Origin of the sequence: Parabacteroides distasonis ATCC 8503, assembly GCF_000012845.1 — a bacterium.
Lineage (GTDB): Bacteria > Bacteroidota > Bacteroidia > Bacteroidales > Tannerellaceae > Parabacteroides > Parabacteroides distasonis.
In genome coordinates this window covers 2,831,739-2,854,526 of record NC_009615.1, presented here as the reverse complement: position 1 = coordinate 2,854,526, position 22,788 = coordinate 2,831,739, and the positions used below count along the sequence as shown (strand labels likewise).

The window sequence follows — 22,788 nt, the reverse complement described above, 5'->3', positions numbered from 1 at the left end:
TTAGAATATTAACTAGGGCAAAGATAGGAATTAGTTGACAGTTGTCAACTGTCAACTAGCCTTTTATAGTGGCATACGAGCAGATTCCCCTCATCATCGTATAAGTGCATCCCGTTGCCTTCGCAATAACGGAACATCTTACAATCCGCGCATTCCCCTTTTTTAGCCCACTGGCGGTTACGATACGGTTTAAACTCATTATTCCAGATATCAATGAAATCGTCTTTATAGATGTTCCCTTGGTGGAAGTTCGCCCGTATACTGGGACAACCGGAGATAGCGCCATCAGCGAGGACAGAGGCCGTATTGATACCGGCGTTGCATTGGAAAATCGAGTCTCTCACCTCTGCCTCATAATTCCCGAGGAAGCCCTCACAGCCGTAGCTAACGTGTATCTTACCCTCTTTCCGGCAGAAGCGGATGAAGTTCATGAGCCATGTGAACTGCTCGTTCGTCAGTTGCAAATCGGTCTCAGTCGCGGCACGTCCAACTGGGAAGATCGTAAAGATACGCCACCGTTTTACGCCCATCTCGATCAAAAAATCCTTGAAGAGCATCAAATCTTTGAAGTTGTGTTGGTTTACGCAAGTCACCACATCCCAGATGATCTCCTTTTCCTCGGCCAACATACAGATGGCATTCAGTGCCTTCTCGAAACTTTTAGGATTACGGCGAAGCCAGTTATGCGCTTCCTCGAAACCATCTAGGCTGATAGTCGCCGAGTGCAATCCGGAAGCCAAGAGCGAGTCGAGCCGTTCCCGGGTCATCAGATAACCATTGGAGACGATCCCCCAAGGATATCCCCTGCGATACAGTTCCAACCCGCATTTCTCGATATCCTTACGAACCAGCGCCTCGCCTCCGGTAAAGATGACGAGCACTTTGTTCGGCTCGACGTAAGGCGTGATATCGTCTATGACTTTCAGGAAGTCTTCGACAGGCATATCCGGGACAGAGGCCGAGACATGGCAATCGCTCCCGCAATGACGGCAGGATACATTACAACGAAGCGTACACTCCCAAAAGAGTGTACGCAATTCATGTAATTTAGCCCTGTTCTTCTTGATACTTCGAAAAAGCTCTAGGGCGATACGTTTTTTGATGTTTGGGCGTTTGTCCATATGTGTTATTTTTGTGGGCTGGAATGTACAAGCTGAAAGTTAACCTCTTTCGATCCTCTCCCAATCAGCATCCCTTCCCCGTCTATTAATTCAATTTCGCCGAAATTTACAACAATAGAATCAGTTTTCCAAGGATATTGAGGATCAGAAAAGGATGGTGATAGGCGTGCGTAAAGGGTATGTTCAGTTGCCGGAGCTTGATCATAGGTAAACTGATAGCGCCCGGTCTCATCTGTGACGGCAGGAAAACTGGTGATATCTTCATCTATATTAGGCGTATAGGCCGGAGAGGTATAGATTGTTACGCCCGGAACAGGCCAACCATCTTGATCGGTTACTCTCCCGTAGAAGGTATATAAGGTATAAGGTTCCGTGTGTGTATCGATGTATTCTTTTAGTTGGATTTGGATTTCCTTGGAAGCGCTTCCAAGAGACCAGCCTTCTCCTCCGGAAAAATCATTGCTGTCGAAGGTGACCGTTATCGTATCGGAAGCATATATCGCCTTATTCTTATCCCAATCGATATCCTCTATAATTAATCGATATTCCATGAAAGGGAAATCGGTTTTGCTAAAAATGAAATCTCCGTTTGTATCTGTCTGGAGGGTATCGGTATGTAACCATCCCTGCGGATGAGACTCTCCGCTCGGGTTGATGCGGACTTGTAGGTCGGGGATTGGCTCTCCTTTCATGTCTGTTACTTTCCCTTTTATTTGGAAATTGGCATGGGGACTACCATATTCGCAAGGTATCTCTCCATTCTCACCGCAAGAGAATCCTATGATGGCCAATAATCCGGTTAATAGACAGTTGATCTTTCTTAATAGTTGCAAGTTGATGTTTTCCATGATCTGATCGTTTTTATTTGTTTGCACTATATATAGATGCGAATATACGCAAAATAGTTGCTTACCGTCCGGTATTTGTCTTTTCTCTTTATATAATAGGGGTTGATATAGCTGTACTTTTTGTATCTTTGCCACTTCAATGTAACAGATCAATTTATGAGAGATTTCATACGTATTTTAAAGCGTTTCGTTCCCCCTTACAAAAAGTATATGGTTCTGAACATCGTGTTCAATGTACTTTCCGCTATCTTGAACCTGTTTTCTTTCGCCTTGATTATCCCGATCCTTCAGATCTTGTTTAAGATGGATGAGGGGAATTACACCTTTATGGATTGGAATTTTAACGCGGGAAGCTGGGAGTCGTGGAAAGCCTTGCCGGAGTTGATCAAAAATAACTTTTTTTGGTATGTATCCGATCTGATAGAGGTACACGGCGGTTCGTTCGCCTTGATTATGTTGGGAATCTTCCTGATCGTGGCGACTTTCTTGAAAGTGGCGACCATGTATCTGGCTTTTTATACGATGATCCCGATTCGAACCGGAGTCGTTCGTGATATCCGTAATCAGATTAACAAGAAGATTACGCAGTTGCCGTTGAGCTTTTTCTCCGAGGAGCGAAAAGGGGATATTATCGCCCGTGTATCCGGAGACGTGAACGAGATTGAGACATCCATAATGAGTTCATTGGACATGTTATTCAAGAACCCGATCCTGATCGTGATCTATCTGGTGGGTATGATCGCTATCAGTTGGCAACTTACCGTATTCGTCTTGATCCTGTTGCCGTTGGCGGGTTACGTAATGGGACAAGTCGGTAAGAAGTTGAAACGGAAGTCCTTGGAAGGACAGCAACAATGGGGATTTCTGATGAGCCAGATCGAGGAGACATTAGGCGGACTTCGTATTATCAAGGCTTTTAACGCCGAGAAGAAGATACAAGACCGTTTCGAGCGAAGCAATGATACTTTCCGTCGGTTGACAAACCGTATCTATCGCCGCCAACAAATGGCGCACCCGATGAGCGAGTTTTTGGGAACCGTTACGATCGCTATCGTACTTTGGTATGGAGGTACGCTGATCTTGAGTGCGAATAGCCCGATCGACGCTCCTACGTTTATTTATTATCTGGTTATTTTCTATAGCATTATCAATCCTGCGAAAGATCTAAGTAAGTCGGTTTATGCGATCCAGAAAGGTCTGGCCTCCATGGAACGTGTCGATAAGATATTGAAGGCGGAGACGGATATCCATGATCCGGAACATCCGAAGAAGATCGCCTTGAAAGAGAAAATCAGTTATAAAGATGTCTGGTTTAAATATCAGGAAGCTTGGGTCTTGAAAGGAATCAATCTGGATATCCGGAAAGGAACAACCGTGGCTTTGGTCGGTCAATCCGGTTCGGGCAAAAGTACCTTGGTGGATCTATTGCCTCGCTTTTATGATGTGAATAAAGGGAATATTCGTATTGATGATACGGATATCCGTGAGGCCACCCTTTTCGATCTTAGGGGATTGATGGGAAATGTCAATCAAGAGGCTATCTTGTTTAACGATACCTTCTTCAACAATATCGCTTTTGGAGTGGAAGGAGCTACGATGGAACAGGTGGAGGAAGCCGCCCGCATCGCTAACGCTCACGATTTTATCATAGCGAGTGAGAAAGGTTACGATACCAATATAGGTGACCGAGGTGGAAAACTGTCTGGTGGACAACGCCAGCGAATCAGTATCGCCCGTGCGATCTTGAAGAATCCCCCGATCTTGATCTTGGATGAGGCCACATCCGCCTTGGATACGGAATCCGAACGTTTGGTACAAGAAGCGTTGGAGAACTTGATGAAGAACCGTACGACCGTAGTGATCGCCCACCGTCTCTCTACGATCCGTAACGCAGATGAGATCTGTGTGATGCATGAGGGTGAGATCGTAGAACGGGGCAAACACGAGGAGTTGTTGGCTTTGGATGGCTATTATAAACGACTATGTGATATGCAAAGCTTTTAGGGTGATACTGTAACCCGGGTTGCAGTGGATCGCCTCTTCGGCTTTTGATGGAAAAACAATAACAAGGAATAATCGTATGAATATGAAAGGACTTTATTTGATTTTGTTATCGTTCCTTTTCGGTTGTAATTTGCCGGATATGCAGACCGGGAAGGAGGTCTCATATTATTTTGATCAACCAGCGCAGATATGGGAAGAAACTTTGCCTTTGGGAAACGGCCGTATCGGTATGATGCCGGATGGTGGTATTGAGCGGGAGAATGTTGTCCTGAATGAGATCTCCCTGTGGTCCGGAAGTAAGCAAGATACGGACAATCCTTATGCGTATTATTCTTTGGCGAATATTCGTCGCCTTTTATTTGAGGGACGGAATGACGAGGCACAGGATTTGATGTATAAAACTTTCGTCTGCAAAGGGACCGGAAGTAATCTGGGTGACGGTGCGAACGCTCCGTATGGGAGTTACCAATTATTCGGAAATCTAGTGCTGAAATATACGTATCCGAATGAATCGGATTCTATCGCTGAGTATCGCAGGCGGTTGAACCTAAGCGAGGCTATCGCTTCCGTCTCTTTTAAAAGGGGGAATGTGAATTATCAACGGGAAATGTTTACCTCTTTTTCCGGGGATCTGGGAGTGATTCATTTGGTAGCGGATACGGATCGGGCTTTGAATTTCTCATTGGGTATGAATCGTCCGGAACATGCGACGATCTCTTTGGACGGAAAGGACTTGCTGATGCGGGGACAACTGCCGGACGGGGTGGATACGTTGGAGATGAAAGGGATGCGTTTCGCCTCTCGTGTCCGTATCGTCTTGCCGAAGGGAGGAGATTTGGCTACGACAGATAGCTGTCTGTCGGTGCGAAGTGCCTCGGAAGCGATTATCTTGGTAAGTTTAGGTACGGATTATTTCGATAAAGACGGCGCCGGACAATCCTTGGAAAAATACTTATCGCAAGCGGAATCTAAGGATTTCTCCACCTTGCGCCGGGAACATACACTTGCTTATCGCTCCCTGTTCGATCGGGTTTCTCTGGATTTGGGAAGAGGCGAAAGGGATCATCTTCCGATCAATGAGCGTTTGGCCGCTTTCGCTCAAGATAAGAACGATCCGGGATTGGCGGCTTTATATTTCCAGTTCGGTCGATATTTATTGATTTCCTCGACCCGGCAGGGATTACTGCCCCCGAATTTGCAAGGCTTGTGGTGTAATACGATTCATACGCCTTGGAACGGGGATTATCACCTAAATATTAATTTACAGATGAATCATTGGCCAGCGGAGGTCACGAACCTCTCCGAGTTGCACCTTCCGCTGATCGAATGGACGAAACTGCAAGTCCCTAGCGGCGAACGCACGGCCAAGGCTTTTTATAACGCACGGGGATGGGTTACCCATATTTTAGGTAATGTTTGGGAGTTTACCGCCCCGGGCGAACATCCATCGTGGGGAGCGACGAATACATCCGCCGCATGGCTATGCGAGCATTTGTATACGCATTATCAGTATACATTAGATAAGGCGTATTTGAGGGATGTTTATCCGACGATGAAAGGGGCTGCCCTATTCTTTGTGGATATGTTGGTGCAAGATCCCCGAACTAAATATCTAGTGACGGCACCTACGACCTCTCCGGAAAACGCTTATAAAATGCCAAACGAAAGTGTCGTGAGTATTTGTGCCGGATCGACGATGGATAATCAGATCTTGCGGGAATTGTTTACGAATACCATTGAGGCCGCCGGAATTTTAGGTGTGGATAGCACGTTCGCTGCTGAGTTGGCGGCGAAGCGAGATCGCTTGATGCCTACGACGATCGGTAAAGACGGCCGTATTATGGAATGGCTCGAGCCGTATGAGGAGGTAGAGCCTACCCATCGTCATGTCTCTCATTTATATGGGCTTTATCCCGGGAATGAGATATCGATAGAGCATACGCCAGAGTTGGCTGAGGCGGCTCGTAAATCCTTGGAGGTCCGTGGTGATCAAAGCACGGGCTGGTCGATGGCTTGGAAGATTAATTTCTGGGCTCGTTTACAGGATGGCGATCATGCTTATAAATTGTTGGGTGATTTGTTACGTCCTTGCGTAGATGAGCATACGAAGGAGGTGAAGGGAGGAGGTTCTTATCCTAATTTGTTTTGTGCCCATCCTCCTTTCCAAATCGATGGTAATTTTGGAGGCACGGCGGGTATCGCGGAGATGCTGATACAGAGTCAAACCGGATTGATCGAGTTTTTGCCGGCTTTGCCTTCCGCTTGGAAAAACGGAAGCTTTAGCGGTTTGAAAGTCCGGAATGGCGGAGAGGTGTCGGCTAAATGGACGGAAGGTCTGCTGACGGAAGCTCGATTGAAAGCGATCGTTCCGGGTATTTTCCGGATCAAGCTTCCGGCAAATTCAGCGAACCTAAGTCTCAAGAAAAATCAGAAACCAGTATCTTTACCCGTAATCGATGGAATGCTAACGGTGGATTTGCAACAAGGAGACGAATTGATATTAATAATGTGAATAATATGCCAATATGCCAATGTGCCCTGCGAATATATCCATTTAATTGGCATATTGGCACATTACCCACATTGGCACATTATTCAATATAGTGGTAATCTATAAATGAAACCGATCGAAAGGCGTGCGGTGTCGTCCAGAGAGGCATCGAGCGCCTTCGCTCGTTCGGATAGGTTATATTTTTTACCTATGGCGGTCAAGAAGATATGTAGATTATCATCGGCCATCGGATAGAACTCAAGCCCTCCTTGATACCCCCATGCCGTACGGTATTTACCTTTCTCGTAAGCATCGTAGGCTTTATAGATCGATGCGCTTTCATACATTCCTTTCGCGAATAGTTGCCATTTGGGATGGAAACGATACTGTATTTCCCCCACCAGCGAAAGATAATCGATGTTTTGCATACGAACCGGTGGTTCCGGTTCCTCCTCTCCGGAGACTTCGGGCTGGGTCAATTCGGTCAATAATCCTAATGGGTCTAATTTTCCTCGTGAATACATGACATCGAAATAAGCATAGACCGGTCCGGCCTCTATACTTTGACCGGTAAAGACGCTATACATATATTTCCCTTGGGCTTGTTCCGCAGCGGATACGGAGTACCGTAAATGAATCAACTCATCCAGAAAGTTACCGTTCCAGTTCAATGTGTAAAACAAGGGAACTCTCGGTTTCTTAAATCCTTCCGGCGGACGTCCATACTCATCTTCCATCGATCCCATACGACTGTTCGTCACCTGTAAGCGGATCTCTTGCGACTCATTCGGCTGATACCCCAGCCCGATTCCCGTAAGGTAGCAAAGGGAGTATTCATTCATATCGCTATACTCATAAATAAGCAAAGGATTCTCGTCGTACTCAAAACCACCGTAGAACACATCTTGTTTTCCGGCGGTTAAGGTAAAACGCTCATTCAGTTTATAGCCGATATACGCATATTCGATCGACTCATTCAAATTCTCCAAGGCTTGTCCCTCATAACCGCCATTCAGCGTTTGGCGATACCAATAGAATAACCGATCGTTCACCTCTCCGGTAACATCAATTTTGACACCCCTGAAACGAAAGGCGGCTTCATCCAGCTTCCCCGAGAAAAAGTCTGCGTTGAATCCTGCGTGCATCTCCAAGTCCAGATTGAAAACCTTGTTGCGTTTCGGAATCTTAGTCGCGTATTCAAAAAGAGATACCGAAGAAGAATCCCGCTCCGGGATAGGAGAATTTGTCTGAGCGTAAGACGTTAACGCGGAACCGCTCAATAAGAAGGCCGACAGCCAAGCCACTGTGAGTCGTTTCATTTACTGATGTTGATTGTTAAAGTGGCCGCGAAGATACGAATTATTGCTCGGTTTTGCCCATATGCTTCATGACTTTAGCGTCCAGATAGAAAATGAGCTCTTCCGCTATATTCGTACAATGATCTCCGAAACGTTCCATTTTCCGGATAACACCGGCCATATATAACCCTGCCAACGCACTACCTTTATGCTCCTCTATATATTTGGCGATAATAGCGGTAGAATTATGATTGATCTCATCGATCAAATTATCCTTCAAGAAGATACGGGAAGCGATCTCTGAGCTTTCTTTCTCAAAAGCCTCTTTGGTGAGTGAGATCATGCTTAATAACTCCGACAGCATTTCTTCTACCCGGGTTTCCTTGACCAGTTGCGGGTCAATCGGTTCCCCCTCGGGAAGGTTTCCGGCGAAACGGGCGATGCTTTCGGCGAAATCTCCCAGACGCTCTAGGTTTGTATTAATCTTATACATCGCCAATACGAAACGTAGGTCGATCGCTACCGGCGCATATAAAGCGATGATATCCTCGCAATCACTGTCGATCTTTAGCTCGAAAGCGTTTACCCGGCGTTCCCGGCTGATTACCTTATAAGCGAGTTCCTTATCTCCGGTAAGCATAGCCTCCCCTGCGTTGTATAATTGCTGGTGAACCAATGCCCACATCTCGCTGATACTATTTTTTAAAGAATGAATCTCCTGCTCTATAACCTTCATATTCTTCTAATTTTCAATTTTTAATTTTCAATTACCCAAACCGTCCGGTAATGTAATTCTGTGTAGACTCTTTCTCCGGATTGGTGAAAATCTTCCGGGTATTATCATATTCAATCAATTCCCCTAAATAGAAATATCCGGTCTTGTCGCTAACACGAGCCGCTTGTTGCATATTATGGGTAACGATTACGATCGTATAATCATTTTTCAGCTCATGTATCAAATCCTCGATCTTGCTGGTTGAAATCGGGTCCAATGCGGAAGTCGGCTCATCCATTAATAGGATGGAGGGCGAGATCGCCAAGGCACGGGCGATACATAAACGTTGTTGCTGTCCGCCGGAAAGAGCGAATGCCGATTCTTTCAGTTTATCCTTTACCTCGTCCCAAAGGACGACCTGCTTTAAAGTCTTGACCACCGTCTCCTCAATATAATTCTCATCGTTGACACCGTTTACCCGCAGGCCATAAGCGACATTCTCATAAATCGTCTTAGGAAAAGGATTCGGTTTCTGGAAAACCATCCCCACGTTTTTACGTAAGCGATCCACTCTCTCGCTTTTCGTATAAATATCCCTTCCATCAATCAGGATCTGACCTTCCATGCGAGTGTCCGGAATCAAATCATTCATGCGGTTGAACAGGCGGAGGAAAGTAGACTTTCCGCAACCGGACGGTCCTATGAAAGCGGTGGACGTATTCGGCTCTATCTCCATGGAAATGTTCTTCAATGCATGGAAATCCCCATAATAAAAGTCTACGTTTTTAGCATCAATCTTTATCATAATTGTCTTATTTTTTTAATTCATTTTTACCTTCTTGGCGAAATAACTACGTAAAGCGTTCGCTAAAAGGTTTACTAATAATACGATGACGATCAGCACGAGCGCCGTGCCATAAGCCATCCCCCGGGAAGCCTCGATATCTGTACCGCTTGTAGAGATAACATATAAGTGGTAAGGTAATGCCATACATTGGTCGAAAATACTTTTCGGCAATTGCGGCAAGAAATAAGCGGCCACCGTAAAAAGGATAGGAGCGGTCTCTCCGGACACACGCCCGATCGAAAGAATCAATCCCGTAATAATATTGGGGAACGCCATCGGTAGCACGACCCTGCGGATGGTCTGCAACTTCGTAGCCCCTAACGCTAGGCTACCGTGACGGAAAGAATCATCGATACTTTTCAAAGCCTCTTCCGTCGTGCGGATGATAAGTGGCAAGGACATCAGCGCCAAGGTAAACGAACCCGCTATAATAGAGTCTCCCCATCCCAAGGTACTTACGAATAGAGACATACCAAATAACCCGAAAACAACGGATGGGACACCGCTTAGGTTATTCGTCATGATACGGATGAAACGGATGAGTTTCCCGTTTGTGGCGTACTCGTTCATATAGATACCACTCATGATGCCGATGGGAAAACTAATCAAGCTACTTCCGATCACTAAATAGAGTGTACCTACGATAGCCGGAAAAATCCCCCCGGAGGTCATGCCCTCTTGGGGTGCTTGTGTCAGGAAATCCCAACTGATCACGCTCGCTCCCTTTAAGATAATGAATCCCAGTATTACGAATAAGATCACTACGACCAAATAACTCAGGAAAGAAAAGAAACCGAAAGCAACCTGTTGAGAGGCCCGTTTCCTCTTGTCTATATTCCCTAAATGTTGAATAGGTGCCATATCTTTAATTAAATTTTACGTTTGGATGAAATATATTCTACGGCGATGCTCAACCCCAAGGTGATGAGGAACAACACGGCTCCCAGCATAAACAAGGCTTGGTAATGCGCTCCACCTGCGGGAGCCTCACCTAATTCCGCTGCTATCGTGGCAGGAATTGTCCGTACCGGTTCGAAGAACGAGGTAGGGATAACGGCGGCGTTTCCGGTTACCATCAATACGGCCATCGTCTCACCGATCGCACGTCCTATACCTAATACGACAGCGGACGTGATACCGGATATGGAGTAGGGGATTATTACTTTGTAGATGGTTTGCCATTGCGTGGCTCCCAATGCCAAGCTGGCCTCTTTCATGGCTCGTGGGGTAGTTCGCATGGCATCTTCCGCTACCGTGATGATGGTCGGCAACGCCATGATCGCTAAAACCACGCTTCCGGCGAAAGCGGTCTCGCCTACCGGAAGGTCTAAGGTCTTTTGGATAAGGGGAACGATCACCACCAATCCGAAGAAACCATAAACGACTGAGGGAATACCTGCCAATAACTCGATAATAGGCTTTAGCAAATTACGGGTTTTTGTATTGGCAATCTCTGCCATATAGATCGCTACCGCTACTCCGAAGGGGAGGGATAAGGCGATCGCGCCTATACTTACTAAAAGTGTGCCTAGTAATAGAGGGATCAAGCCAAAGATCGGAGCGGGAGCGGAGGTAGGATACCATTTCGTCCCTCCAAAGAACTCCGAAGGTTTGATCGTGGCTCCCGATATGATTTTTCCCGTAAAGTTCTCCGACTTGTATTGTTCCGGAAAGAATGCGATAATCCCCGGCTCTTTATGGATAAGTTCATTGATTTTCTCGGGAACATATTGAAATTCTTCACCTAGCTCTTCTTCCGTATAATAGTTGGTTAGGTCCGAGAAACGGAAGACAAGTATATCTTGATTTTCTCCGTTTAAATCTTCCCAATTGGTGATATTGGCATCGAAGACATCCATGATTTGCTCGGGAGACAAATGTTCGACTGGATTTTCCTGATTCACAGCCAATATATATCCTTCCTCTACCTCCGGGCTGTTAAAAAGACCTGCGGCCTCTTTAAATAAGAAGACAATGATCAACAAGATCGTAAAGCTACTGACGCTTCCACTGATCAAGAATCCTCCTTCCACTAATTTTTCTATAAACTTTCTCACAATCTTTGCCTATTTATTCTGCTGCAAAGAAAGAGCCTCTATATTAAGGAGAGATTAAACCCGCTTGAAAGAATTGTTTCAAAATTATTACAAATGTATTACGCATTGTCTGCTATGAGAATAGGGCATGAGTTCGGTTGAACCCATGCCCTATGAATTATGCCTGTAATATGTTTGTATTACTTATTATACTTGCTCCAATCCACATTGTGCATATCGCCGCTGGCCGCTAGTTCCTCATGGAAAGCGAAACAGCATTTCAGGTTTTGAGGCGTATGTCCCTTGATACCCATAGCGAGGTATTCTTCCAATAACGGTTTGTAATCCGGATGAACACAATTGTCGATGATGCAACGAGCGCGTTGGATCGGAGATTTACCGCGTAAGTCCGCTACACCATATTCCGTGATAATGATCTTCACGGAGTGCTCGCTATGATCCAAGTGAGATACCATCGGTACGAACGCGCTGATCTTACCCTCCTTCGCTGTAGACGGAGTCGTGAAGATCGATAACATAGCCGAACGGGTAAAGTCGCCGGAACCACCGATACCATTCATCATACGAGTACCGGATACGTGCGTAGAGTTAATATTACCGAAGATATCAGCCTCCAAAGCCGTATTGATAGCAATCAAGCCTAAACGGCGGGCAACCTCCGGATTGTTAGAGATCTCTTGCGGACGAAGCAATATCTTATCCTTGAAGAAATCGAGATTTGCGTAGATCTCACGGATTACCTCATTACTTACGGACAAAGAGCAACCGCTGGCGAATTTAACGCGACCTTGTTTCATCAATTCGATAACCGCATCTTGAATAACCTCAGTATATACATTGAATGCGGGGATAGACTCATTAGCTCCCATGCAGCCCAAGACTGCGTTAGCCACGTTACCTACACCACTCTGCAATGGAACGAATTCTTTCGGAAGACGGCCGGCCTTGATCTCGCTAACCAAGAAGTCCGCAACGTTTTTACCGATCGCCATCGTAACATCATCCAGCGGAGAGAATTTTCCACCTTCATTCGGCTCATCGGTTCTTACCACACCAACGATCTTAGCCGGGTCTACTTTTACACAATCGTTACCGATCCTGTCAGAAGGAGTGTAGATAGGGATCTCACGGCGTAAAGGAGGATCAGCCGGCTCGTAAATATCATGCATACCGCGGATTTCTTTCGGGTGACGGCAGTTCAACTCAACGATGATACGGTCTGCCATACGACAGATAGTAGGTAAGATACCAACACCTGAAGTCGGAACGATCTCACCATCCTCAGTAACATCGGCAGCCTCTACGATTGCGACATCAATCTTACCCAAGAATCCGTAACGCAAGCTTTGTGCCAATTCAGACAAGTGCAAATCGAAATATTGTGCCTGATGAGCGTTTAATGCGGCACGTAAGTCTTTGTTAGATTGGTACGGTGTACGGAATTTGATGGCGTTAGCGCGAGCCAACTCTCCGTCTAGCTTATCACCAGTAGAAGCGCCGGTAAACATACCGATTTGAAAAGGGTTACCTTTAGCGTGTTCTTCCGCTGCCTTCCGGGCGATAGCTCCGGGAACGACTTTCGGGCATCCTGCGGGTGTAAAACCACTGAAACCGACATTGTCATTATGATGCACATAAGATGCGGCTTCTTCAGCTGTAATAAATTTTAATGCCATGATAATTAGTTTTTATGTTTTTAGGTAAATACTTACTGTTCAATATTTCGGGCGCAAACTTACATAAAATTACGCTGAATCGAATATAAGTGTGGCGTAAATTAATACTTCCGGTTTAGAATCTCCGCACAAATGATCGCTTTCTTCAATTCCTCGATGTCTCTGAAGGTATCTTCTGGCATAAGCCCCGGTTCTTCCTCGATAGCACTCATCCTTACGGATGGCTGGGTCGCGATATGATTCGGGATATTCTTCTCGGCGGAAAGGAATGGAGATGAGGCAGGCGATGAGGTTACGACTTGCGGTTTCTCAACCTTTGACTTTACCTGCTTTTGTCGGGGAGCGGGCTTAGGTTTTTGCGTTTCCTTTTGCATATCCTCCAATATCTCCCAGAAGCCTTTTCCTTCTGTAGGCTGGTCATTAGGCACAATTTCCCTGTCGGGTTGCCCCAATATATCGGGGCGACTCTTCTTCTTTTTGTCTTTCGAACTGAATAAGCCACTGACGGCGGCGATAATCAGGAAAACAATATATAACCAATCTCCTACGTTATCCATAAACTTTGATTATTTTTGCACCTCCAAATGTAAGAAGAATAATTGAGAAGTGAAAAGATGGGAGTATATAAAACATCAGATAGGTATAAAAGTAAATAAGGGTAACTTCACAGCCACCCTTATTCGATTTAACCAAAACCTTAACTATGAAAAAATTTACGTTTTTCGAATGCAAATATAACGGTGGGATTCGAACTATGCAAGCGTTTGCGTAATTATTTTTAAGAATCTTGCTTATTTAAATTATATTAACATATAGTATGGTAAATCAAGAAAACGGTGTGGACTTAAAATCCGCTACCCAAAGCGATGAACGAAAGTTGTTTATCGAGACCTACGGCTGTCAGATGAATGTGGCGGACAGCGAAGTTGTAGCTTCTATCATGAAGATGGATGGCTATAGTATGACGGAGAATATCGAGGAGGCGGATGCCATCTTCGTGAATACTTGCTCCGTACGCGACAACGCCGAACAGAAAATCTATGGGCGGCTACAGTATTTCCAGTCTTTAAAACGGAAAAAGAAGTCCTTAATTGTCGGTGTATTGGGATGTATGGCCGAACGAGTGAAGGAAGATCTGATCCATGTGCATCATGCCGACTTGGTGGTAGGACCGGATTCTTATCTGGACTTGCCGAACTTGGTGGGAGCGGTAGAGCACGGAGAGAAAGCGATCAACGTGGAGCTTTCTACCCAAGAGACCTATAAGGATGTTATTCCTTTGAAGTTACCGGGCGTACATATCTCCGGTTTCGTGTCTATTATGCGCGGTTGTAATAATTTTTGTACGTATTGCATCGTACCTTATACAAGAGGACGCGAGCGTAGCCGGGATATCGAGAGTATCTTGAATGAGATACGGGATATGCACGAGAAAGGCTTTAAGGAAGTTACGTTGTTGGGACAAAATGTAAACTCCTATTCTTTCGAGAAAGAAGGTGAGACCATAACCTTCCCGATCTTGTTGGATCGTGTGGCGAAAGAGGTTCCCGATATGCGAATTCGTTTTACGACCTCCCATCCGAAGGACATGAGCGATGATACCTTGCGTGTGATTGCCGCGAACGACAATATCTGTAAGTTTATCCATCTGCCTGCCCAATCCGGCAGCAGTCGCATCTTGAAGGTCATGAATCGTAAATATACCCGTGAATGGTATCTGGACCGTATAGCGGCGATCCGTCGTATCGTACCGGATTGCGCTATCTCGACTGATTTATTCTGCGGTTTCCATTCCGAGACCGAGGAGGATTATCAAGAGACTTTATCCTTGATGCGTGAAGTGGGATATGATAGTGCTTTCTTATTTAAATATTCCGAACGTCCGGGTACATATGCCGCTAGCCATTTGGAGGATAATGTACCGGAAGAAGAGAAGGTACGTCGTTTGCAAGGTATGATCGATTTGCAAAATAAGTTGTCCGAGGAAAGTAACTTGCGGGATATAGGCAAGACTTTCGAGGTTCTGATAGAAGGATTCTCGAAACGTTCCCGTGAGCAATTGTTCGGACGAACCAGCCAAAACAAGGTGGTTATCTTTGACAAGAAGAACTATCATGTAGGTCAATTCATAAAAGTCAAGATCCATAAGGCTTCCTCGGCAACCCTGTTCGGGGAACCTGTGGAGGAATAAGAAAAAGAAAACGCCAATACGTTCCATTTCGAGCGATATTGGCGTTTCTCTTATTATCTTCTATCTTTGGAATATCTCCGGGTATTTGTTGATGAAATAAACCGGCGTGCAACTCCATGCGTGGCAATAACTATTGATCGGGAAAAATCCGTAAGGTGATAATTCGTCATTGTTCGGATCATATACCTCCCAGAATGTATCGGCTCCTTTATTCACCATGCCGCCCCAATAACTGGTTAAGAGCGAACGGGCCTCTTGCCGCATTCCACATTTCAACAAGGCTTCCATTACATAATGATAAGCGTACGGACATCCCGGATAGCATGCGTCGGGCATCGATAGGACGGTGGCCATCGCTTTTGCTCCTTCCTTGGCGGTAAGCGTCTCCGATAGGATCATCCACACTTGTGATAGGTAAGACACCTGACGGTTAGGGCCGCTTACGATCACCCCGTTCTTTTGGTCATAGAATGTTTTCCGGGCGGCTTTCTTTATCTGGCCGGCGATACGAGGCCAGTCTCCAGCCTCCTTCTCTTTTCCCAGCATTTTAGCCAGCTCATAGCTTTTCTCTAATGAGAATGCCGTAAGTCCCTGCATGGATGCTTGGCGATCATAATTATCTTTCCAGTCGAATACCAACCAATAAATCGGCTTCTTTTGCATATCGTAGATCCAATCGTCCGAGTATTGACGCAAGGCCATCTCTATTTGGCGGACCACTACCGGCCATAAGTCCAAGGCGACCTCCTTGTCTCCGGTCTCTTTCAGGTATTCCAGCAACGCTACGTTATACAGCAGGGAATAGTCCAAGCAATGCGTACCGTTTTGCGGATGAGGGGTCGGTGTCTCCAATACGGTGGCGTGCAGCAGTCCTTCATCATTGGCTAGAGCCGCTAATAAATAGAGGCAACGTTTCGTCAAGTCGTGGTTTTTATACGACCATGCGTTCGCTAGCGCCTCCAGATACAAGTCTCCGATCCATAACCGGCGATCCCGTTTCGGGCCATCCTCATAGACGGTCTGCATACATTCTTTTAATGTAAGCAATCCTACCTCATTGATTTTACGGATCAAGGGATCGGTCGTGGAAGCCAGTGGCAATGGAGCCGTCTTAGCCGATGTCTGCGCACGGAACGTTAGCTTGTCGAAGGCGAAATCGAAACTGGAAGCGCCTAGCAACTCTATCTTGAGATACCGAAAAGACACCCTTCTGGGGATGGAGGCCTCGATGGGTACGGTCATTAACGTCATCACCTCATCTTGTAGCCAAGCCCTTGACAGACCGCCCGGATAAGGGTCGAAAGGCGTGTTCAATTCCGAGGGAACTTCGGCGAACGTGAATTTGATACGTACCGGAGCGTCCGAAACCTGTTGGCTAAGGAGCTTGAGCGAGAAATCCAAATACCCCGTCAGATGCTCACCGAAGTCAACTATAACCGATGGATGTTTCTTCAGGGACTCATTGAATAACAGATCCGTGCTTCCTTCGTCCCGCATGCGCCAACCTTGGTAGGCTGACGCATCTTTGATGGAAGTGACCCGTTTGACCGGCTTATGTTCCGTATAGGTTAACACTGGCTTGCAGGCCTCACTCTTTTGAAGCCATGAAGCGCTTTCTTTGAAATAACGACTTTGTGCTGATAGGGTGAATACACCGACACAGCATAGTAAACTTAGCAGGATTTTCATATGTGCTCTTTTCATGATGCGAATATAAGAATAACTTCGTTAATATCCGGGATTTTGTTTAAGCTCGCTGTTCAAGTCGATTTCTCGCAGAGGTATGGGCAACAAGCATTTATCTGGGTTGAACAGATAAGCGTTCGCCACGGGTTGAACACCGTCGGGCCAATAATAAGATTCGGGATTTGCCTTTATCTTTTGTCCATGTCGTGTCATGACTTCCACGGCTCGTCCCGTTCTCAGAAGGTCTGTCCAGCGTTTGTTCTCGAATGCCAGCTCGATCCGTCTCTCTTGGTAGATAGCCTCTCTCAACGCATCTACATTCTGGGATTTGACAGGAGCTAATCCCGCCCTTCCCCGGATACTTGCTTGCCCGAAGGTGTCATTCAGATAATGGATAGCCTCGTCCGGCCTATTCTGCTCGTTGATAGCTTCCGCCAGAAAGAGCAATACCTCTGCGTACCTGTAGACCGGCCAGTTGTCATCCGTGTAATAGGGCTTTATATGCTCATGAAAATATTTTTTGATAAAAGGATAAGCGGTTATTCCCGGAGCTGGCTCATAGTCAACTATACTTTTCACGCCGGTAGCGTCGAGGGCGTAGCTATCGGTGAGCTTACCTTCCACCATACCGATGGATGCGTCCAACCGTTTGTCTCCCTTTTCGTATGCGTTGATTAGATCGATCGTAGGGGTGTTAAACCCACCATGGTCTACGTTGGAAGGACAAGGATTAGGGGTTGTTCCCGTGATGGCAGACGGATTCGTCATATAGGGCAAGAATCTGTATATGAAATCACTTTGTTGTCCTAATGAGGCGTCTTGCATGTATTGGATCTCGAAGATAGATTCCTTATGGTTCTTGTTCGAGATGGAATAGATGGAGCCGTAATCCGCTAATAACTCATACTCGCCTGAGGATACCACCTCTTTCAGCGTTTGTTCTGCTTCCGCCCATCGTTTTAGTACCATGTATACGTTTCCCAATAAGGTCTGTGCGGAGCCTTTGGAAACTCTTCCTACCTCTTGCCTTGATTTTACAGGTAGGAGATCACTGGCTTCTTGTGCGTCTTTCATGATTTGCTCATATACTTCGTCTACGCTCGCACGGGGTTTAAATGCCTCCTCATACACGGTAGAGGGTGTCGTATGCAGAGGTACGCCGCCAAAGTATTGTACTAGGTTGAAATAGCAGAATGCCCGAAGGAACAAAGCTTGTCCTTTGAGGTTGCTTTTTGCTTCTGCGTCAAAATCCGCTTGGTCTATTTCTGAGATAATCCGGTTACATCGTCCGATGATTACGTAGCAGTTATTATACTTCGTACCGACATTACCATTGGTGGATGTCTCAAGGAACTGATCCGGATCTTCTCCGTCTAAGGATGATTTGGCGATATGGATGATATACGTCGTATTATCCGATTTGGCCTCTCCCAGATTCCACTCTTCCGTGTTGTACATGTTCCGTAAAGGTTCGTAAGCTCCATTTACGGCTTGCCTGAAATCCTCCTCGTTCTGGTAGAAGTTCTCGGCGGTGATCTCGCTATACGGCGTAAGATTCAAGAAATCACTACAGGAGGCACAACTACATCCTAAAGCGATGCTTATGGCTATATTGAATATCGTTTTCATATATTTCGTATAATTAGATAGTTAGAAGTTAACATTTAAACCCAACGTAATGGTCCGTGGAACGGGATAGGTGGTATAATCGAATCCTTGTTGCAAGCTATTCGCCGTTGTTCCCGTATTGCTGATATTCACCTCGGGATTAGCGCCGATGTAGCTAGTGAACGTATATACGTTCTGGAAACTGACGTAAGCTCGTAATCCTTTAATGATATCCCGGTTTCTTAACGGAACTTGGTAGCCTAAGGTGATATTCTTGATTGTCAAGTAGTTTCCGTTATAAAGAAAACGGGAACTGAACCAGTCACGTTCTGGTGCCGTGGTACCCATCTTGGTCGTTCCATAACGGCCGTTACCCGGATTCTCCGGTGATTTCCAGCGATTGTCTACCGCTTTATACACGTTGAACACACCATCCAGATTTCCAGCGAACTGATCTACCATATTGGCTAACTCAAAACCAAAACCGCCGGATACGACAATTGACAAATCGAAATTCTTGTAGGTGAACGAGTTTGTCATGCCTACTATCCATAAAGGGACCGGATTGCCGATGATATCGCGGTCATCCCCTTGGGTAACTTTGCCATCCCCGTTCACATCCTTGAAGCGAATGGTTCCGACATCGGCTTGTGCGTGTTTCGGGTATTTGTCGAATTCTTCCTTGTTCTTGTAGACCCCTTCCCATACTAAGCCGTAAAACTGTCCGATCCGTTCCCCGACTTGCGTGATGTTGTTACCGATGATCGGGGCGTCATCTACACCCAGTTGCAAGCATTTATTGTCATTGTAAGATATGTTCAGGTCGGTAGTCCATTGTAATTTGCCTGTCAGGTTCTTGGAGGATACGCTTAATTCATGTCCCCAGAACTTCAGTTTGCCTGCGTTCGACTGGATGTTGTAGAAGCCGGAAGAGATCGGTACCTCTAGCGAGAACAGCAGGGCGTCCGTTCGCTTGCTATAGTAATCGTACATGATGGATAAGCGATTATTGAAGAAACCGACATCCAGACCGACATCGACTTGCTTATTCCTTTCCCAGCCCAGATTCGGGTTTCCCATTCCCGAGATGCTTCTGCCGCTGGCCAAGGCGTTATTGAAGTTGCTGTTCGTGGTGGTGATCGTCGCCAAATGCGTATAGTTACCGATCTGGTCGTTTCCCACGATACCGTAACTGATACGGGCCTTGAGGAAAGAGATCGTTTTCTCCAATGGTTTCATGAACTCCTCGTCCGAGAGTATCCAGCCCGCCGATACGGATGGAAAATTACCCCAACGATTGTTCTTACCGAAACGGGAGGAACCATCCCTACGCATCGCTGCGCTTAAAAGGTACTTTCCTTTGTAATTATAGTTTATACGGCCGATATAGGATAAAAGGGACCATTCGTTTATGTTTCCATCCGCCGTGATGGTAGGGGCGGCATTGAATGTCGATATTTTATCGTCGGGAAAGTTCGTTCCGGTCACCATCGTATATTCGCTATGGTATTTTTGTGCGGATATGCCGAACAGGAGATCAAAGGAATGATCTTTTATCTGCTTGCTGTAGGTGGCGGTATTCTCCCACAGCCAAGTGTAGAATAGATTATTGGATTCCTTCGCCTCGGGGATCTGATAGGGAGCCTTATAGATCTCTCCAGAGGTGGAGGGCTTGAACGAGTTCCATTTATTCTGTGTCAAGTCCGCGTTGATGCTGGTCTTTACTTTTAAATCTTTGACCGGCTCTACCTCCAAGAAGGCGTTTGCGATCAGATGGGTGTTCTGGGTCTTGTTCTTGTTGAGGCGAACCACATTATACCAGTTCGGGTTATCGAACAATCCCGGCCCACTGGCCACAAGCGGAATACTGCCATCCTCATTCTTATAGGGTGCGAGAGGTGTTGTCAACATAGCTCCTTGCAGGATGGAACCTTTATCTTCCGTCCAGTTACCGTCCGATTGCGGGCTATTATTGATGGAGAAGCTAGGCGCTAGGTTCACGCCTACCTTGACGATCTTCGAGAATACGTATTCAGTATTGGCTCGTGCGGAGAACCGTTGGTAATTAGAGTTTGTCAACACTCCGTCTTGGTTGAAATAGCTGGCTACGGTGGATGATTTAAACTTCCCGTCTCCGTTGCTGTACGACAAACTGTAATTCTGGATAGCGGCGGGACGGAATAATACGTCATACCAATCCGTGCCTTTACCCAGCGCTTCGGGATGCTGGTAAGCGGGATCGACCGCCAATCCGTTCTCTTCAGCGATCTCTTTCCTGAACCGTGCGTATTCGGAGGCATCCATCATATCCGGCCTCCCTTTCTCGGGTACGTATTGTATGCCTCCATATACGTCGACGCTTAGTTTTTTCCCTGATTGGGCAGTCTTTGTCTGTATCAATACGACTCCATTGGCAGCCCGGGAACCGTAAAGTGATGTGGCAGAAGCGTCTTTTAGCACACTGATACTTTCTATCTCGTCTGGATTGATCGTGCTGATATCGCCCACGATAGGCATTCCATCCACTACATAAAGGGGCGTGGTTCCTCCGGACAGTGACGCTTGTCCCCTGATTCGCATGGTCATTCCTTGTCCGGGTTTACCGGATACTTGATTGATTTGGACACCGGCGAACTTGCCTTGCATCTTTTGCGAGATCTGGGCTACGGGCATATCCGCCATCTCTTCCGACTTGATGGATTGCACGGAGCCGGTTACCGCCCGCTTGATCTGTGTTCCGTACCCGACTACTACCACTTCATCGAGCTTCTGCGTGTCTTCCCGCAGCTGTACCTTGATATGATTCTCTCCTGCGCCGACCATAACGTCCTTGCTGTTATAGCCGATAAAAGATACTTGCAGGGTTTCACCATCCGATAATTCGATCGAGAATTTACCATCTAGATCCGTGATTGTCCCATTATTGGTACCTTTCACCACTACGTTCGCCCCGATGATAGACTCTCCGTTGGCGTCAAGCACGACACCTGTCACTTTTCTTGTTCTCTGTTGAGTTACGGAATCATCGTTCCGCTCCGTATACGGGTTCTCTTGTGATGGATTTGTAGCGATAGCCAATGCCGGCGATACGCAGAGGAAGAGCAAAGACAATGATCCCATCGCCACATTCCAAGTTCTCATTTTACTTTTCATACTTTTCATTTGTTCATAATTGAATAGATAATGTTAACTACATACGATAAGTCTGATAGATTCAGATTAACTAATACATTATTAGATATACTCCATAGGCTATATGTTATAAAGTTATTAAGTACCGTAGGAACTCAATGGGTAATTTATGTATAGGATATTAGAGGAGAGTGGTTTAGGATTGATTGCGGATCTGTTATGTCATTTATCTAACAAGAAATGTCATTTTTGTAACCATTTGATTCTTATTACTTCCCATCTTTGCCATATCGAAAGAGAGAGATAGTAAGGATTTAGTTCCTACGGAACTGTGGTTTTTTCTTGCGTATTATTTTTATAGTACACGTACGTAAATTATGTTTATAGCTTCCCTTTTCATAATAGCGACAGCTTACCTTGATTTTTATTAGCCGTTCTTTTGGGTTCTTAATGTATTGTACTGATATTTTTCTGGAGTGGTACCTTGAGTATGAAATGAAAAAACTAAATCATCTACCATATCTGCCATTATCTATATAAGTATCTAATTATAAGAAATTTGTTGAATGGTGGTAGATAATAAACATCTACCACTATCAGCTTGCATCTACCACTATTTACTGCTTTTCAACCACTAAATGCAGCCGTTCACTATTCGCTAACCACATTACTCGTTCTGCGAGGGTATGCCAACAGGTTGCCTGCTTGGTTATTTGTATACCTTGTGTACTGATTTAATGTATTGAATAATAGGTATTTATAGTTTTTTAGGCATAAAACAAAAGTTTTCATAGCGGAAAACTTTTGATTTGTGCTTACGAAACTTTAGTTTTCCCTAGAAGAAACTTTAGTTTTCTCTAGGAGAAACTCTTTGTTCCCCTAAGGGAAATGTCTTTCAAAAATAACACGTTTTCTTATCCAATGCAAAGAAAAAGTATCAATGTCAAGTATAAGTGGTAGATGTTGAATGATAATTGTAGATGTCAGGCTATCTACAACCTATATGTAATGCTTTGATTTATAAAGCATACATGGCGTAGTGGTAGATATTGTAGATGTTTTCATAAAATCAATATTGTAGAATTCCTTTTATCTCAATTATGTATAGTTGCAG

At 45.5% G+C, this 22,788-nt stretch carries 15 protein-coding genes; 3 read left to right on the top strand and 12 right to left on the bottom strand.

All coding sequences use genetic code 11. From position 1 onward, the window contains the following. Positions 1–44 precede the first annotated feature (44 nt). Positions 45–1,121: a TIGR04133 family radical SAM/SPASM protein gene (locus BDI_RS12130; RefSeq protein WP_011966844.1), complete on the bottom strand. Its 1,077-nt coding sequence runs from the start codon at positions 1,119–1,121 to the stop codon at positions 45–47. 5 nt (positions 1,122–1,126) lie between these two features. Further along, positions 1,127–1,969: a radical SAM-associated putative lipoprotein gene (locus BDI_RS12125; RefSeq protein ID WP_005853865.1), complete on the bottom strand. Its 843-nt coding sequence runs from the start codon at positions 1,967–1,969 to the stop codon at positions 1,127–1,129. Between the two features lie 156 nt (positions 1,970–2,125). On the opposite strand from BDI_RS12125, the gene BDI_RS12120 reads away from it, so the two are divergent. Beyond that, positions 2,126–3,973: an ABC transporter ATP-binding protein gene (locus BDI_RS12120; RefSeq protein WP_005853867.1), complete on the top strand. Its 1,848-nt coding sequence runs from the start codon at positions 2,126–2,128 to the stop codon at positions 3,971–3,973. 82 nt (positions 3,974–4,055) lie between these two features. Next, positions 4,056–6,485, top strand: coding sequence for a glycoside hydrolase family 95 protein (locus BDI_RS12115; protein ID WP_011966843.1), 2,430 nt, complete (start codon positions 4,056–4,058; stop codon positions 6,483–6,485). 83 nt (positions 6,486–6,568) lie between these two features. Here the strand turns inward: BDI_RS12115 and BDI_RS12110 are convergent, their stop codons facing one another. The 7 genes from BDI_RS12110 to BDI_RS12080 all read right to left on the bottom strand — a co-directional run bounded on the left by BDI_RS12110 (position 6,569) and on the right by BDI_RS12080 (position 13,614). After that, positions 6,569–7,783, bottom strand: coding sequence for an OprO/OprP family phosphate-selective porin (locus tag BDI_RS12110; protein ID WP_011966842.1), 1,215 nt, complete (start codon positions 7,781–7,783; stop codon positions 6,569–6,571). A gap of 40 nt (positions 7,784–7,823) precedes the next feature. Beyond that, the gene (phoU, locus tag BDI_RS12105) at positions 7,824–8,498 is read right to left on the bottom strand and encodes a phosphate signaling complex protein PhoU (RefSeq protein WP_005853873.1); all 675 of its coding nucleotides are present in this window, start codon (positions 8,496–8,498) and stop codon (positions 7,824–7,826) included. A gap of 31 nt (positions 8,499–8,529) precedes the next feature. Further along, the gene (gene pstB, locus BDI_RS12100) at positions 8,530–9,282 is read right to left on the bottom strand and encodes a phosphate ABC transporter ATP-binding protein PstB (protein ID WP_005853875.1); all 753 of its coding nucleotides are present in this window, start codon (positions 9,280–9,282) and stop codon (positions 8,530–8,532) included. A 15-nt stretch (positions 9,283–9,297) separates the two neighbouring features. Further along, positions 9,298–10,185 (bottom strand): phosphate ABC transporter permease PstA, encoded by an 888-nt coding sequence (gene pstA, locus BDI_RS12095; protein WP_005867077.1) that lies wholly within the window; start codon positions 10,183–10,185, stop codon positions 9,298–9,300. An 8-nt stretch (positions 10,186–10,193) separates the two neighbouring features. Beyond that, complete coding sequence (pstC, locus tag BDI_RS12090; RefSeq protein ID WP_005853879.1) at positions 10,194–11,381, bottom strand: phosphate ABC transporter permease subunit PstC; 1,188 nt, start codon at positions 11,379–11,381, stop codon at positions 10,194–10,196. A gap of 179 nt (positions 11,382–11,560) precedes the next feature. Beyond that, positions 11,561–13,057, bottom strand: coding sequence for an acetyl-CoA hydrolase/transferase family protein (locus BDI_RS12085; RefSeq protein ID WP_005853881.1), 1,497 nt, complete (start codon positions 13,055–13,057; stop codon positions 11,561–11,563). Between the two features lie 101 nt (positions 13,058–13,158). Then, positions 13,159–13,614: a hypothetical protein gene (locus BDI_RS12080; RefSeq protein WP_005853883.1), complete on the bottom strand. Its 456-nt coding sequence runs from the start codon at positions 13,612–13,614 to the stop codon at positions 13,159–13,161. Between the two features lie 260 nt (positions 13,615–13,874). On the opposite strand from BDI_RS12080, the gene miaB reads away from it, so the two are divergent. Next, positions 13,875–15,248, top strand: coding sequence for a tRNA (N6-isopentenyl adenosine(37)-C2)-methylthiotransferase MiaB (miaB, locus tag BDI_RS12075; RefSeq protein WP_005853885.1), 1,374 nt, complete (start codon positions 13,875–13,877; stop codon positions 15,246–15,248). Between the two features lie 60 nt (positions 15,249–15,308). Here miaB and BDI_RS12070 read toward each other — a convergent pair whose 3' ends face one another. From BDI_RS12070 to BDI_RS12060, 3 genes are read right to left on the bottom strand one after another with little or no spacing between them, the layout of a single operon-like run. Continuing rightward, entirely contained in the window at positions 15,309–16,952 is a 1,644-nt protein-coding gene (locus BDI_RS12070; RefSeq protein ID WP_008779921.1) for a family 78 glycoside hydrolase catalytic domain, read from the bottom strand. 24 nt (positions 16,953–16,976) lie between these two features. Further along, positions 16,977–18,563: a RagB/SusD family nutrient uptake outer membrane protein gene (locus tag BDI_RS12065; protein ID WP_008779922.1), complete on the bottom strand. Its 1,587-nt coding sequence runs from the start codon at positions 18,561–18,563 to the stop codon at positions 16,977–16,979. A 21-nt stretch (positions 18,564–18,584) separates the two neighbouring features. Beyond that, the gene (locus tag BDI_RS12060; protein WP_011966841.1) at positions 18,585–21,695 is read right to left on the bottom strand and encodes a SusC/RagA family TonB-linked outer membrane protein; all 3,111 of its coding nucleotides are present in this window, start codon (positions 21,693–21,695) and stop codon (positions 18,585–18,587) included. Between the last annotated feature and the right edge of the window lie 1,093 nt (positions 21,696–22,788).